Below are 14,027 nucleotides of genomic sequence, written 5' to 3'. Positions count from 1 at the left end.
GATCGATCGACATGGGGCATCACATTCGCCGGTTCGAGGCAAAGGATCAGGCCGCGATGCAGGCCTTTGCCGAAGGCCTGCCCGAACATGACCTGCTCTTCCTCGGCCGTGACCTGCGGCATCCGCGCGTGATCGCGGCATGGGTCGAGGCTATTGGGGAAGGCTGGATCGACAGCCTCGTCGCCGAGGATGGCGGAAAGTTCGTCGGGACCGCCGCGCTCGTGCGCGATCCGCTCGGCTGGAGCGCGCATGTCGGCGAGGTGCGGCTGCTCGTCTCGACCACCAAGCGCGGGGCGGGCCTGGGCCGCGACCTGCTCGAAGGGCTCTATTCGATCGCGCTCGAGCGCAAGCTCGAAAAGCTCGTCGCGCAGATGACGCCCGACCAGATCGGTTCGGTGATGCTGTTCGAAAGCCTCGGCTTCCGCGCCGAGGCGCTGCTGCGCGACCAGGTACGCGATCGGGCGGGCAGCACCTATGACCTCGCGGTGCTGAGCCACGATCTCACGCGGTCCGTGCCCGCCGACTGAGGCGACGGCCCCGCCGCGTCGGCGGAGGGGCCTCAGCCGAAAGGGCCCGCCGCCGCTATTTCTCGCCGCGCACCGCGCCGACCGCGTCGCGACCGAACTGCAGGATCAGCTCGCCGATCTCGCGCACCTGGCCGACACTGCGCGAGCCCTGGTCGCGCAGGAAATCGCCCTGGATCTTCATCACTTCCGATAGATCCTTGGCACTTGCCGCGGCGCGCATCGCGGCGAAGGCCTCGCGGGCGTTGGCCTCGGCCTGGTCGAGCATCTTGATGCCGACGTTCGAGCCGCTCTCGGCAATCTTGCCGCCGGCATCGCGCATCGCCTCGCTCACCTTGCGCGCCGGGTCGACGACGGTTTCGGTGAAGGCGTCCCTGATCTTGTCGGTCATGCGGCGGTTCCTTTCCTCATTCTGGCGTCTTCGCGCCGATCGCTCGATGGTGAACCCGCGGCGCGCGCGGGGCAAGAGCCTGGTGCGCTTAACGCCGTTGCAACACCGCTGGGTCCACAGCCGACGCGATGCTGCCGTCCGTCCCTCCCCCGCCGCCGGTCCACACCGGCCGAAGCGCGGCGCTGCTGCTCCCGCTCTGCGTGATCGGGGACGGAATGCTGTTCGCGCCGGCGGCGTGCCTCGTCGCGATCCTCGCCGCGCGGGACCGACAGCCGGTCGCGATGCTCGTCTGGTACGGCCTCGCCGTCGGCTTCGATGCGCAGGCGCTGCTGCTCGCTCCCTTCATCGGCGCGATCCTCATCGGCGGCCGAGCGCCCTGGCGTCTGCTCCCGATCGCGCCCGTGCTCGCGCTCGCCATGCTGCTGGCGCGCGGCCCCGATAGCACGCCGGCGCTGCCGTTGCCGCAGGACATCGCCGTGTCGCACGGCGCGCCAAACCTGTGGGCGATCCTTGGTGCGATGCCGTGGATCGGCGACCTGCCGCTGACCGGGCTTGCGCTCACCCTGACGCTCGGGGCCGGCGCCTGCTATCTTGCCAGCTTCTCGGCGCGGCCGCTCGCACGCGGGGCGGTGCTCGATGCGGCCTTGCTCTGTGCGCTGATCCTGCCCGGCGTCGCCCCTGCGCGCGATGGCCACGCCTTCCTGCTCGCCGCCGGAATCGCGACGGTGCGTGCGCTCGATGAACCCGGCGTCGCGCGGTGGTGGCGTGCGGCGCTGATCGGTGCGGGCACCGCGATCGCCAGCATCGGCGGCGCGACCGCCGCCGCGCTTGGCGGCGTGATGCTGCTCGTCGCAACGATTCTCCAGGCGCGCGCGATGCTGTGTCCGGCCGCCAACGACAATGTCGCGACCGTGCGCCTGGCCTGATCGATCCCGTCGCGGACTAGAGCAGCAACGCCTGATACGAGATCGGCGGGGCGGGCAGCATGACCCGCGCGACGGTTCCCGCCGCGATCACCACCGCGAGCGCACCGCCCGTCGCCAGCAGCGCGCGGCGCGACCAGCGGGCATCGGCGCAGAGCAGCACGGTCGCCAGCGCGGTCGCGATCATCGGCCAGAGATGATAGCGCAGGTCGGACGCGATGCTCAGCAGCAGGAAGCTCGCCTCGAGCGCGATCGCCGACACCAGCAGCGCCTGCGCCAAGGCGCACAGCGCGGTCGCCGGGCGGCGCAGCGTGACGCACAGCCCCGCCACTGCGAGCGTCAGCCACGCGATCGGCCAGCCGAGCGGCGTCGCGGCGATCCAGCGGGCCGCGGCTTGCCACGCCGCCGCCGCCTTGCCCGGGCTGCCGAGCCGCAGCGCGTTGGGCTCGCTCGCGGCAGGCGGTGCCGCCGCCGGCCAGTTCGCCGCAACGAGCCAGCGCTCGCTCGAATTCCAGTGCCCGAGCCGGTGCGCTGCATACTCCAGCGGATGCCGCACGACCGCCTCGGCCAGCATCCGGTAGAGGTCGCCCGCGGGGAAGCCGTGCAGCCGCGCGAGTTCGGGCGCGCAGCGATCCTCCGTGCCGAGCGGATCCCAGAACAGCGGCTTGACGCAGTGCTTGGCAAGCACGACGCGCGCCTCGGCAGGCGTCAGCCCCACCGCGCCGTCGGGATCGCGTACCGCGATCCCCGCCAGGTCGTAAAGCGCCTCGGTCCGCTCGACCCCGCTCGGCGCCGCGCCGATCACCCTGTGGTTGATGACCTGCGCCAACGCGAGCGCCACGACGATCCCGACCAGCGCGATCACGCCGCACGCCCACCAGCGCGCCGGGCCGAACAGCAGCACCGCCAGCGGCACGATCGCGAGCACCGCATTGGCCCGCACCAGCGTCGCATAGCCGAGCAGCACGACCACCGCCGCCAGCGCCCCGATCGGCAACCGTGCACCACGCACGCGCCACCAGGCGATCAGGCCGACCGCCGCCAGCGTCGCGCCGAGCATCTGCGTGTCCTTGAGCACCACCCCCTGCCACCCGGCAAACAGCGGCAGCGCGGCGATCACCAGCACCGCGACCGCGGCCAGAACCCGCCCGCCGCGCACCACGCTGGCCGCGACCAGGCCGAACCCCAGCCAATACAGCGAAAGCTGCAACGCCAGCATCGAGCCCGCGCCGCCGCCAAACAGGGCAAGCAGCGCGTGCCACAGCAGCGCCATCACCGGCGGATGCCAATCCTCATACTGTCCCGATTGCGCCTGGGCGAACTGCCCGACGCTGTCGAACATCACCACGCCGGGCCAGAACAGGCCGAGCGAGCCCACTAACAGCGCGAGTGCCGCCCCCGCCACCGCCGCTCGCGCGACGGTGGCGCTTTGCAGCGATGGGGCCTTGGGCTCGATCTCGCGCGTCATTCGCCGCTGGAATGATGCACTGCAGCAAGGATGTAAAGCGCCGCGTGAGCGGCTCGACGTCAGATATGGATCGCCCGACCGTATGCACCGAGCACGCTCTCATGCATCATCTCGCTGAGCGTCGGATGCGCGAACACCGTTTCCATCAGCTCGGCCTCGGTCGTCTCGAGCTGGCGCGCGACGACATAGCCCTGGATCAGCTCGGTCACTTCGGCGCCGACCATGTGCGCGCCGAGCAATTCGCCGGTCTTGGCGTCGAACACGGTCTTGACGAAGCCCTCTGCCTCGCCGAGCGCGATCGCCTTGCCGTTGCCGATGAACGGGAATTTGCCGACCTTGAGCTCGTAGCCGGCTTCCTTGGCCTTGGCCTCGGTGAAACCGACCGACGCGACCTGCGGACGCGAATAGGTGCAGCCCGGGATGTTCCACTTCTCGAACGGATGCGGCTTCAACCCCGCAATCGCCTCGACGCAGACCACGCCCTCGTGGCTCGCCTTGTGCGCCAGCCACGGCGCGCCGGTTACGTCGCCGATCGCATAGATCCCCTCGACATTGGTGCGCGCATAGCCGTCGACGTCGATATGGCCGCGGTCAGTCTTCACGCCGAGGCCCTCGATTCCGATATTCTCGGTGTTGGGCACGATGCCGATCGCGACGATGACATGGCTATACTCTTCCGAAGTAACTGTGCCGTCCTTGCCCTTGATCTTGGCGGTGACGCCCTTGGCAGACGTCTCGATACCCTCGAGCCCGGTGCCGACGAGCAGCTTGATGCCCTGCTTGGTCAGCGCCTTGTCCATGAACGCGCTGACTTCCTCGTCCTCGACGGGGAGGATGCGCGGGAGCATCTCGACGATCGTCACGTCGGCGCCCATGTCGTTGTAGAAGCTCGCAAACTCGACGCCGATCGCGCCCGAGCCGATCACCAGCAGCTTGGTCGGCATTTCGGGCGGCACCATCGCGTGGCGATAGGTCCAGATCCGCTCGCCATCGGCCTTGGCGAACGGCAGGTCGCGCGCGCGCGCGCCGGTCGCGATGATGATGTGCTTGGCTTCGAGCTCGCTCGTCTTGTCACCTTGCTTGACCGAGAGCTTGCCCTTCGCGGTGATCGTGCCGAAGCCTTCATACACCGTGACCTTGTTCTTCTTCATCAGCCCCCTGACGCCGGCATTGAGCTGCCCCGCCACCTTGCGGCTGCGCTCGACCACCTTGTTCAAATCGAACGAGACGTTGTCGGCCTTGAGCCCGTAGCTCTCGGCATTCTGCATGTAGTGATAGATTTCCGAGGTGCGCAGCAGCGCCTTGGTCGGGATGCAGCCCCAGTTGAGGCAGATGCCGCCCAAGCGCTCGCGCTCGACGATCGCGGTCTTGAGACCGAGCTGGGCCGCGCGGATCGCCGCGACGTAACCGCCGGGGCCCGAACCGAGGATGATGAGGTCGAATTGGTCAGCCAAGGGAGGATTCCTCTATCACTAGCGGGCGCGGCCGGTCGTCCTCGCCCATCGAAACAAGAATATAGGTGCCGCGAGCGGCGCGTTGAGTGCCTTCGCCGTGGCGTTCGCGCCGCCACACGTCGACGTCGACCGTCATCGAGCTGCGCCCGGTCTTGACGATCTCGGCATGGAACGAGACTTCGTCGCCAATCTCGACGGGCGCGGTAAAGCTGAACCCGTCGGCCGCGACCACCGGGGCCCGCCCGCCGCAATGCCGCGACGCGACCGAACCGGCGGCAAGCGCCATCTGCCCCATCAGCCAGCCGACGAAGATCTTGCCGTACGGGTTGGCGTCGCACGCCATCGCCGTGGCGCGGATCGCGGGCATCCCGGCGGGCGGCAGGCCAGCGGCGCTCATGCGACGGCCCGACCGCTCACGATGCCCGATGGCCGCCGGCGGTCTCGCGCCGTGCCCGGTCCGCCCGCCACGCCAGCCGCAACGGCCGCACGCCCATCAGGACGACGACCGCCATCATGCCGAAGCTCACGCCCCAGATCGTCGCCGCTTCGTGCGGCAGCGACCAGGCCGCGCCATAGGCGATCACCGCCGCGCCGAGCACGCCCGCGGCGATGTGCAGCAGCTCGATCAGGGTGCGCCGCCCGATCATGTCAGGCCAGCATCGCCAGCGGCGCTTCGACCAGCGTCTTGAACGCCTGCATCAGCTCGGCGCCGTCGGCCCCGTCGATCGCACGGTGATCGAAGCTGCCCGTCGCCGACATCACCGTCGCCACGCCGAGCGCGTCGTCGATGATGTACGGCCGCTTCTCGCCCGAACCGATCGCCATGATCATGCCCTGCGGCGGATTGATCACCGCCTCGAACTGCTTGATGCCGTACATGCCCATGTTCGACAGGCTGGCGGTGCCGCCCTGATATTCCTCGGGCTTGAGCTTGTTGTCGCGTGCGCGCGCCGCGAGATCCTTCATCTCGGTCGAGATGATCGACACGCCCTTGGTGTCCGCACCGACGATGATCGGCGTGATCAGGCCCGACGGCGTCGACACCGCGACCGAAATGTCGGCGCGGCTGAAGCTGATCAGCTGGTCGGGGGTGAACATCACGTTGCACTTGGGCACCTGGATCAGGCTGGCGGCGAGCGCCTTGATCAGCAGGTCGTTGACCGACAGCTTCACGCCGCGCGCTTCGAGGCCCTTGTTGAGCTCGCCGCGCAACTTGAGCAGCGCGTCGAGCCGGATGTCGACCGTGAGGTAGATATGCGGAACGGTCTGCTTCGATTCGGTCAGGCGACGCGCGATCGTCTTGCGGACGTTCGACAGCTTCTCGGCGCTGTGCGGAATGTCCGGGATGACCGCCGGCTTGGCTGCCGCAACCGGCGCTGCCGCCGACGGCGTGGCGGCGGGGGCGCTGGCCTGCACCGGGGCTGCCGCGCCGGCCTTGGCGCCTTCGAGATCGGCGCGGACGATCCGGCCGTTCGGTCCCGAACCCTGCAGCGCGGCAAGGTCGATGCTCTTCTCGGCGGCGATGCGACGCGCGAGCGGGCTCGCCTTGACGCGCTCGCCATCCTGACGCGGCGCGGCGGGCTGCGCCGGAGCGGCCTTCGGCGCGGCGCCGCCGTTCGGGTTGCCATGGTCCTCGGCCTGCTCGACCGTCCGCTCGACCGGCTTGGCTTCGCTGCCGGTCTTGTTCGGGTCTTCCGCCGACGGCTTCGCCTCGGACTCCTTGGCAGCAGGCGCAGGCGTGGTGTCGCCCGCGCTCTCGCCTTCGGCGAGCAGCGTCGCAATCACCGTGCCGACCTTCACATTGTCGGTCCCCTCGGCCACCAGAATCTTGCCGATCGTGCCTTCGTCGACAGCTTCGAATTCCATCGTCGCCTTGTCGGTTTCGATTTCGGCCATCAGGTCGCCCGACTTCACGGTGTCGCCTTCCTTGACCAGCCATTTCGCCAGCGTGCCTTCCTCCATCGTTGGAGAAAGAGCGGGCATCTTGATTTCGACCGGCATCAACGCGTCCTCATCTAACCGAATCCGTAGGGGTCGTCTCTCGCGCCCGATGCGCGGCGGGTCAAGGCCGTGGCTTGCACGAACGTGCCGTCAGGCCCACCTAACGCGCAGACAAAGCGCTTTTGGGGGGCGAAAAGCATGCGGACCTATCTGGTCGTGATCGACGAAACGCCAGAGAGCAGCATCGCGCTACGCTTCGCCGCGCGCCGCGCGGTCAAGACCGGCGGTGGCGTACAGATCCTGGCGATGATCCCCCCGGCCGAATTTACCGCCTTCGCCGGCATCCAGGCGACGATCGAGGATGAGGCGCGCCAGCATGCCGAGGGGCTCGTCACCGCCGCGGCGGGCGCGCTGATCCAGGAATCGGGGCTGCGGCCGACGATCACCGTCCAGCAGGGCGAAGGCCCCAAGGTGATCCGCGACATGATCGCCGCCAATCCCGAGATCGCAGCCCTCGTGCTCGCCGCCGCGCCGAGCGGCGTGCCCGGCCCGCTCGTCGCGCATTTCGCCGGTGCCGAAGCCGGCGCGCTGTCGATCCCGCTGATGATCATCCCCGGCTCGCTCGACCGCGACGCGATCGACCGGCTGAGCTAAGTTGCCTCCCCTCCCTGGAAGGGAGGGGCTGGGGGTGGGTCGGCCCGTTGTGACGTCCGACCTCCGCCCTCGGCCGACCCACCCCCCAGCCCTCCCTTCCAGGGCGGGGAGGCAACTTGCGTCGCTCCTGATATCCCGCCACCATATCGCAATGCGCACTTTCCCAACCGCCGCGGCAATGCTCGCGATCCTCGCCACCCCCGCCTTCGCCAAGGACGCGCCGAACCCCGCGCCCGACCCGGCACGCCTCAAGGCGACGGTCGAGAAGCTCGTCAGCTTCGGCACCCGCCACACGCTGTCGTCGCCCGAAGACCCCGTCCGCGGCATCGGCGCCGCGCGCAGCTGGGCCGGTGGCGAACTGACGCGGCTGGCCGATGCGTGCGGCGGTTGCATCACCGTCGCCAATGTCGCGCGCACCTTCACGAACGCGCGCGCGCCGAGCGGCGTCAACGTCGTCGACGTGCTCGGCTTCCAGCAGGGGCTCGACCCCAAGCGCGTGATCATCGTCGGCGCGCATATCGACAGCCGCGTCACCGACGTGATGGACATCACCAAGGATGCGCCGGGCGCCAATGACGACGCCTCGGGCGTGGCGCTCGTGCTCGAGGCGGCACGGATCCTGTCGAAAGAAAAATTCCGCGCGACGATCGTCTACGCGATCTTCTCGGGCGAGGAGCAGGGGCTGTTCGGCGGCACCCTGCTCGCCGACACCGCCAAGCAGCGCGGCTGGACCGTCTCGGCGATGCTCAACAACGACATCGTCGGCAACACGATGGGGCAGAATGGCGTCCGCGTCGCCGACCGCGTCCGCGTCTTTTCCGAAGGGATCCGCGCGTCCGAGGATGTTCCCGCGCAGCTTGCCCGGCGCGGCAACGGCGGTGAGGATGACGGGCCCTCGCGCAGCCTCGCCAAGACGATCGACGGCGTCGCGGGCACGATCCCCGGCGGGCTCGACGTCTTCCTAGACCGCCGTCCCGATCGCTTCGGCCGCGGCGGCGACCATGAGCCGTTCCTCAAACTCGGCTATCCCGCGGTGCGCTTCTCGGTCGGCGCCGAGAATTGGACGCAGCAGCACCAGGACCTGCGCGTCGAGAACGGCATTCCCTACGGCGACACGATCGACAAGATGGACTTCCCCTATCTCGCCAAGGTCACCGCGATCAACGTCGCGACGATCCGCCGCCTCGCCGCCGCGCCGGCCGCGCCCGAGGGCGTGACGATCGCGGGCGCGCTGAGCTTCGACACGACGGTCAAATGGCAGCCGGTCGCCGGGGCGACCGCATACCGTGTCCACTGGCGCCGCAACGACACGCAGGACTGGCAGAAATCGGTCGACGTCACCGGCAGCGCGGCGAGCACGGTGCTTAAAGATATCAGCGTCGACGATCATTTCGTCGGTGTCGCGGCGGTGGCGGCCGACGGGTCGGAGAGCGTGGTGACCTTCGCCGGGCCCGAACCGCGCGCACGCTGAGCGGCCGTGCGCTTCCCCGGCCTGCGCCGGGGAAGCGACCGGGTCAGCTGCCGAGAACCGGCCGCTCGACCTGGCAGGCGCATTTGCGGCGCACCGGGCGATAATAGCGCTTCTTCGCGCGATAGATCCGGCGTGGCACGACGGTGCGCGTGCTTTCCTCGATATATTCGGTGGTCGTCGTCGTGATCGTGGGCGGCGCCTGGATCGTCACCACCGTCGTCGTCGCGCCGCCATAATAGCCGCCCGGAACATATCCCGAGCTGGTGGTGTAGGTCGTCACGTTGCCATTCTGCACGACCGGCGGCAGCGCCGGATACTGGGGTGCATATTGGGGCGGATAGCCGCGCGCATAGCCGCCACCCTGCGCATAGGCCGAACCATAGCTCTCCGCGCCATAGCCATAGCCATCGTCATAGCCGCCGTCCCAATCGACGCCGTTGACCGAGTCGAAGACCTGCCCGCGCGAATCGAGCAGCACGGCGTCGTCATAATAGCGGTACCAGCCATAGCCCTGCGGCGGCGCGCCGAGCCCGTAGCCGGCATAGTCGCCGAGGTAGAAGCTCGGCGAATTCCAGTAGCGTGGCACGTGGTAGCCGCGCGACGGGCGGCGATAGGCGTTCCAGCCGCCCGGCGCATTGCTGCCGCCCTGCCAGCGCCCGCCCGCCATGCCGCCCCACCGGTGATGATCGGGCCGCTGGCCCGGCCGCGACCCGGGATAGGTCTGGCCGCCCTGCGCCATCGGCGGCCGCTGCATCGTCGGACGCGGCATGTTGGGCGCCGGCTGCGGCATCTGCGGCGGCGGCAGCATCTGTCCGCCGGCGCCCGGTGCCGGATAGGTCGTGCCCGGATAGCTTCCACCATGCCCGAGTCGCTGCGCCTCGGCGCCGCTCGCGCTGAACGCAGTAACCATCGTGAGGGCCGCAACGGCTAGGGTTCGCATGGGTAAACCTCCGAAATCGGCGCGTTTGCAGGGCGCCGCATCATTATCATTAACCCCGCAGCTACCATTTCCCCCGGTTTTTCGCCATATCGCGATGAGTCCCGAAACGGATCAGCCCGCGATCCGCGGCGCCAGCAGCGCGACCAGCGCCTCGCACCCGGCGGCATCGACCGCGTCGAAGCGCGCCGGCAGCGGGCTGTCGAGATCGAGCACGCCGAGCAGCCGCCCGTCATGGACGATCGGCACGACCAGTTCGGATCGGCTCGCCGCGTCGCAGGCGATGTGGCCGGGGAAGGCATGGACGTCCTCGACCAGCTGCGTCTCGCGCGTCGCCGCCGCCGCTCCGCACACGCCGTCGCCGACCTTGATGCGGATGCACGCCGGCTTGCCGAGGAACGGCCCGACGACCAGCTCGCCCGCCACCATCCGGTAGAATCCCGCCCAATTGAGATCGGGCAGATATTGCCACAGCAATGCCGCGCTGTTTGCCATGTTGGCGACGGCGTCGCTCTCGCCGGCGGTCAGCGCGTCGAGCGCTGCCAGCACGTCGCGGTAGAGGGTGGCTTTCGACCCTTGGTCGATCGTGAAGTCGTACATCGCGCTTCCCTATCGGCTCGGCGCCGCGCGCGAAACCCCGTCGCCGCAATCGACCCGGCGGCGGACATGTTTTAAGGAGCGGCGATGGCCGCCATCCCCGTCACCCGCTCGATCAGCATCGACAGCGACGAACTGCAGGAATCGTTCACCCGCGCCGGCGGGCCGGGCGGGCAGCACGTCAACACCACCGACAGCGCGGTGCTGCTGCGCTTCGACGTCGGCAACTCGCCATCGCTGCCGCTCGCGGTGAAGAACCGCCTCGCCGTGCTGGCGGGATCGCGGCTGACGCGCGAGGGCGTGCTGGTGCTGCGCAGCGAAGGCGCCCGCTCGCAATTGCTCAACCGCGCCGAAGTGCGCGAACGGCTGGTCGAAATGATCCGCGAAGCCACCGTCGTCCCCAAGCGCCGCCGCCCGACCAAGCCGTCGAAGGCCGCCAAGGCGAAGCGGATGGAGGGCAAGACCAAGCGCTCGACCGTGAAATCGCTGCGCGGCAAGGTCACCGACTGAGGACAGCGGCCTCAACCTGGTGTCGGCGTCGCGCCGAGCGCCATTCGCGCCCGATCAGCCCTCGCTGAACCCCGCCGCGATGAAGCGCTCGGGCAAGGGCGCCTTGGCGATGATCGGCTCCTTGCCCGCGCGCGGCACGGTCAGTTCGGCGGCGTGGAGCAACGTCGCACTGCCGTTCGCTTTGGTGCCGTTGCCGTAGATCGGGTCGCCGACCACCGCTGCGCCGAGCGCCTCGGCGGCGTGGACGCGGATCTGGTGCGTGCGACCGGTCTCGGGGATGAACTCGACGAAGCTGCGCCCGTCCTTGATCTCGAGCACGCGCCACGCGGTGCGCGACGCCTTGCTGCCCTTGGCCCCGAGCGGATCGCCGACCATCCGCCAGCCGTCCTCCGCGGTGCTGACCTTGGCGAGCGCCAAGTCGATAAGGCCGCTCTCACCCTCGACCACACCGTCGAGCACCGCGAGATAGCGCTTGCGCACCAGCCCCTGCTCGAACGCCTGTTGCAGCCGCGCGTGCGCCTTGGGGTTGCGCGACAGCAGCAGGCAGCCCGACGTGTCGCGGTCGAGCCGGTGCACCGGCACCGGCCAACGCTTGAACGCGAAGGTCAGCCCGTCGAGATGGTTTTCCAGGGACAGCGATCCGTCACGCGGACGGTCGACCGGGAGCCCGGCGGGCTTGTCGATGACGAGCGCCTCGCCGTCGAGAAAGAGAACATGATTTGCCAGCATCGTGTCCCCTTGCCACCGCAAGCGCCGACATGCCAGAGCGCGCGCCGTGATGGGCAGCACAAGATCGGCGATCGGGATCGCGATGATGCTTGCCGGGCTGGCTCCGTCCGAGCCGGCCGCCGCGGCTGCGCCGCCGCTGCAAGGCCCCGTGCGCAACGCCCCCGTGCGCACCCCGCTGCCGTCGGGCGTCTTTCCGGGCGATCTGCCCGCGCCGATGGCCGATGGCCGCATGATCGGGCACCTGCCCTATGCCGAAGTGTCCCGCAGCGACCTGACGAGCGCTCCGTTGGGGTTCGCGCAAGGCCAGCCATGCCTCGTCCACCGCGACATGGCGGCCGATCTCGCGCGCATGCTCGTCGCGGCCGGCCGTATGCCCGGCGTCGGCACGACGCTGCGCGGCGTGTCCTGCTTCCGCGCGATCGCGCATCAACGCGCGGTGTTCTGCCGCAGCGCCCGGCCCGGGACATGCGGCGATCCGGTCGAGCGGTCGCGCTACGTCGCCCCGCCGGGCTATAGCGAGCACGCCACCGGCTATGCGATCGACTTCGGCGTCCGCCCGTCGTCCGGCTGTGCCGATGTCGATGCCTGCATCGCCAGCGTGCCGGCCGGGCGCTGGCTGATCGCCCACGCGCCCGAATATGGTTTCGAAATGTCGTTCCCGCTCGGCAATGCGCAGGGCGTGACGTGGGAGCCTTGGCATTGGCGCTGGGTCGGCGCGTCGATCAACGGGATTGGCGCGGCGCGCGCGCGGCTCACCTTCGCCCGCGCGCGCACCACCTTCCCGGCCGCCCCGTCGATTGGCGACGTGTCCGACGCCTGGCTGACCGCCTATGCACCGACGCCGGTCTTCATCGCACCGGTGTTGCGGCCCCCGCCGCTGATCGATCCGGCGAGCCGGCGGGGGCGCAAGGTCAGGCGCTGAGCTTGGCGGCAGTCTCGGCGATCCGCTTGCCCTGGTAGCGGGCGCCGGCCAGTTCTTCTTCCTCAGGCTGGCGGCTGCCGTCGCCACCCGCGATCGTCGTCGCGCCGTAGGGCGAGCCGCCGCGGATCTTGTCGACGCCCATCTGGTCCTGGAAGCCGTAGTCGAGCCCGACGATCGTCATGCCGTGATGCAGCAGGTTGGTGAGGATCGAGAACAACGTCGTCTCCTGCCCGCCATGCTGGCTCGCGGTCGCGGTGAACGCGCCGCCAACCTTGCCGATCAGCTTGCCGGTGAACCACAGACCGCCGGTGGTGTCCCAGAACGATGCCATCTGGCTCGGCATGCGGCCGAAGCGGGTCGGAGCACCGACGATGATCGCGTCGTAATCGGCAAGCGCATCCGGGCCCGAAATCAGCTCATGCTTGGTATCGGTCTTGAAATGCGCGGCCTCGATGACCTCTTGCGGCGCGGTTTCGGCGACGCGGCGGATGTCGACTTCGGCACCGGCCGAGCGCGCGCCTTCGGCGACGGCATCGGCCATCTGCTCGATATGGCCGTAGGACGAGTAATAGAGCACGAGAACTTTGGTCATAGTCATGGTCCTTCTTCTTCTGACTCCCCTCCCGCTTCCGGGAGGGGTTGGGCTTCTGCTTGCTCCCCTCCCGCCTGCGGGAGGGGCTGGGGGAGGGAACTCTAAAGGAGAGGGTAGCGCTCGCTGCACGCCCCTCCCCTAACCCCTCCCGCAAGCGGGAGGGCGAAACGCCGTTACTGGCTGTCGACCAGCACCAGTTCGGAATCCTCGAGCGCGGTAATGGTTACCGTCTGGCCGCCGTCCATCGCCGCGCCGTCGCGTGCCTTGAACGTCTCGCCGCCAATCTCGATCGATCCGGTCGCCGGCACCAGATAGGCATGCCGCCCGACACCGACCTCGTGCGTGATCGTCTCGCCGGCGCGCACCATCGCGGCGAGCACGCGCGCCTCGGCGCGGATCGGCAGCGCGTCGCCATCCTCGGCAAAGCCGCTCGCCAACGTCACGAACTGACCCGAGCGATCGTCCTTCGGGAAAGGCTTGGCGCCCCAGCTCGGCGCGCCGCCCTTGCGGCTCGGTTCGATCCAGATCTGGAAGATCGTCGTCTTCTGCGCTTCGAGATTATATTCGGCATGCCGCACGCCGCTGCCGGCGCTCATCACCTGCACGTCGCCGGCCTCGGTGCGGCCTTCGTTGCCCAGCGAATCCTTGTGCGTGATCGCACCCTCGCGGACATAGGTGACGATCTCCATGTCGCGGTGCGGATGCGGCGGGAAGCCGCTGTTGGCGGCGATCTCGTCGTCGTTCCACACGCGGATCGCACCCCACCCCATGCGGGCGGGCTCGTAATAATTGGCAAACGAAAAATGGTGGCGGGCATTCAGCCAGCCATGCTCGGCATGGCCAAGACTTTCGAACGGGCGTTTCTCGATCATCACGTGTCTCCGGCGATCTGTTGGCTCCCTAGATAAGCCGGT

The 14,027-nt window shown here is 69.0% G+C and carries 17 protein-coding genes; 6 read left to right on the top strand and 11 right to left on the bottom strand.

Going from position 1 to position 14,027, the window contains the following annotated elements; all coding sequences use genetic code 11:
* The first annotated feature begins 11 nt into the window (after window positions 1-11).
* Window positions 12-527, top strand: coding sequence for a GNAT family N-acetyltransferase (locus tag U1872_RS00420; RefSeq protein WP_332790915.1), 516 nt, complete (start codon window positions 12-14; stop codon window positions 525-527).
* Window positions 528-582: 55 nt separating this feature from the next.
* Here U1872_RS00420 and U1872_RS00415 read toward each other — a convergent pair whose 3' ends face one another.
* Window positions 583-915 (bottom strand): phasin family protein, encoded by a 333-nt coding sequence (locus U1872_RS00415; protein WP_332790914.1) that lies wholly within the window; start codon window positions 913-915, stop codon window positions 583-585.
* A gap of 128 nt (window positions 916-1,043) precedes the next feature.
* On the opposite strand from U1872_RS00415, the gene U1872_RS00410 reads away from it, so the two are divergent.
* Window positions 1,044-1,841 carry a hypothetical protein gene (locus U1872_RS00410; protein ID WP_332790913.1) on the top strand — a complete coding sequence of 266 codons (798 nt, stop codon included), beginning with the start codon at window positions 1,044-1,046 and terminating at the stop codon, window positions 1,839-1,841.
* Window positions 1,842-1,857: 16 nt separating this feature from the next.
* On the opposite strand, the gene U1872_RS00405 is transcribed toward U1872_RS00410, so the two are convergent.
* The 5 genes from U1872_RS00405 to U1872_RS00385 are packed head-to-tail and all read right to left on the bottom strand — an operon-like array spanning window position 1,858 to window position 6,761.
* Complete coding sequence (locus U1872_RS00405) at window positions 1,858-3,306, bottom strand: hypothetical protein (protein WP_332790912.1); 1,449 nt, start codon at window positions 3,304-3,306, stop codon at window positions 1,858-1,860.
* Window positions 3,307-3,365: 59 nt separating this feature from the next.
* Window positions 3,366-4,760, bottom strand: coding sequence for a dihydrolipoyl dehydrogenase (gene lpdA / locus U1872_RS00400; protein WP_332790911.1), 1,395 nt, complete (start codon window positions 4,758-4,760; stop codon window positions 3,366-3,368).
* Window positions 4,753-5,157, bottom strand: coding sequence for an acyl-CoA thioesterase (locus tag U1872_RS00395; RefSeq protein ID WP_332790910.1), 405 nt, complete (start codon window positions 5,155-5,157; stop codon window positions 4,753-4,755). The genes lpdA and U1872_RS00395 overlap by 8 nt, the downstream gene beginning before the upstream one ends.
* Before the next feature lie 16 nt (window positions 5,158-5,173).
* The gene (locus tag U1872_RS00390; protein WP_332790909.1) at window positions 5,174-5,407 is read right to left on the bottom strand and encodes a hypothetical protein; all 234 of its coding nucleotides are present in this window, start codon (window positions 5,405-5,407) and stop codon (window positions 5,174-5,176) included.
* 1 nt (window position 5,408) lies between these two features.
* Window positions 5,409-6,761, bottom strand: coding sequence for a pyruvate dehydrogenase complex dihydrolipoamide acetyltransferase (locus tag U1872_RS00385; RefSeq protein WP_332790908.1), 1,353 nt, complete (start codon window positions 6,759-6,761; stop codon window positions 5,409-5,411).
* 138 nt (window positions 6,762-6,899) lie between these two features.
* On the opposite strand from U1872_RS00385, the gene U1872_RS00380 reads away from it, so the two are divergent.
* Together U1872_RS00380 and U1872_RS00375 are read left to right on the top strand one after the other, a co-directional pair.
* Window positions 6,900-7,355 (top strand): universal stress protein, encoded by a 456-nt coding sequence (locus U1872_RS00380; protein WP_332790907.1) that lies wholly within the window; start codon window positions 6,900-6,902, stop codon window positions 7,353-7,355.
* A 151-nt stretch (window positions 7,356-7,506) separates the two neighbouring features.
* A complete protein-coding gene (locus U1872_RS00375; protein ID WP_443025293.1) occupies window positions 7,507-8,826 on the top strand; it encodes a M20/M25/M40 family metallo-hydrolase in 1,320 nt (439 codons plus the stop codon).
* Between the two features lie 43 nt (window positions 8,827-8,869).
* Here U1872_RS00375 and U1872_RS00370 read toward each other — a convergent pair whose 3' ends face one another.
* Window positions 8,870-9,766: an RcnB family protein gene (locus U1872_RS00370; RefSeq protein ID WP_332790906.1), complete on the bottom strand. Its 897-nt coding sequence runs from the start codon at window positions 9,764-9,766 to the stop codon at window positions 8,870-8,872.
* Window positions 9,767-9,877: 111 nt separating this feature from the next.
* Complete coding sequence (gene msrC / locus U1872_RS00365) at window positions 9,878-10,363, bottom strand: free L-methionine (R)-S-oxide reductase MsrC (RefSeq protein ID WP_332790905.1); 486 nt, start codon at window positions 10,361-10,363, stop codon at window positions 9,878-9,880.
* A gap of 84 nt (window positions 10,364-10,447) precedes the next feature.
* Here msrC and arfB point away from each other — a divergent pair, with 84 nt between their 5' ends.
* Complete coding sequence (gene arfB, locus U1872_RS00360; protein WP_332790904.1) at window positions 10,448-10,870, top strand: alternative ribosome rescue aminoacyl-tRNA hydrolase ArfB; 423 nt, start codon at window positions 10,448-10,450, stop codon at window positions 10,868-10,870.
* Window positions 10,871-10,924: 54 nt separating this feature from the next.
* On the opposite strand, the gene U1872_RS00355 is transcribed toward arfB, so the two are convergent.
* The gene (locus U1872_RS00355) at window positions 10,925-11,599 is read right to left on the bottom strand and encodes an RluA family pseudouridine synthase (protein ID WP_332790903.1); all 675 of its coding nucleotides are present in this window, start codon (window positions 11,597-11,599) and stop codon (window positions 10,925-10,927) included.
* A gap of 49 nt (window positions 11,600-11,648) precedes the next feature.
* Here U1872_RS00355 and U1872_RS00350 point away from each other — a divergent pair, with 49 nt between their 5' ends.
* The gene (locus U1872_RS00350) at window positions 11,649-12,521 is read left to right on the top strand and encodes a M15 family metallopeptidase (RefSeq protein WP_332790902.1); all 873 of its coding nucleotides are present in this window, start codon (window positions 11,649-11,651) and stop codon (window positions 12,519-12,521) included.
* On the opposite strand, the gene wrbA is transcribed toward U1872_RS00350, so the two are convergent.
* Window positions 12,511-13,113, bottom strand: coding sequence for an NAD(P)H:quinone oxidoreductase (gene wrbA, locus U1872_RS00345; RefSeq protein WP_332790901.1), 603 nt, complete (start codon window positions 13,111-13,113; stop codon window positions 12,511-12,513). The two genes, U1872_RS00350 and wrbA, sit on opposite strands and share 11 nt — an antisense overlap.
* Before the next feature lie 173 nt (window positions 13,114-13,286).
* A complete protein-coding gene (locus tag U1872_RS00340) occupies window positions 13,287-13,985 on the bottom strand; it encodes a pirin family protein (protein ID WP_332790900.1) in 699 nt (232 codons plus the stop codon).
* Between the last annotated feature and the right edge of the window lie 42 nt (window positions 13,986-14,027).

It is taken from the genome of Parasphingomonas frigoris, from assembly GCF_036663815.1.
Lineage (GTDB): Bacteria > Pseudomonadota > Alphaproteobacteria > Sphingomonadales > Sphingomonadaceae > Sphingomonas.
Note: the sequence above shows the minus strand (reverse complement) of the source record. Positions and strands in the feature narration are given on the sequence as shown.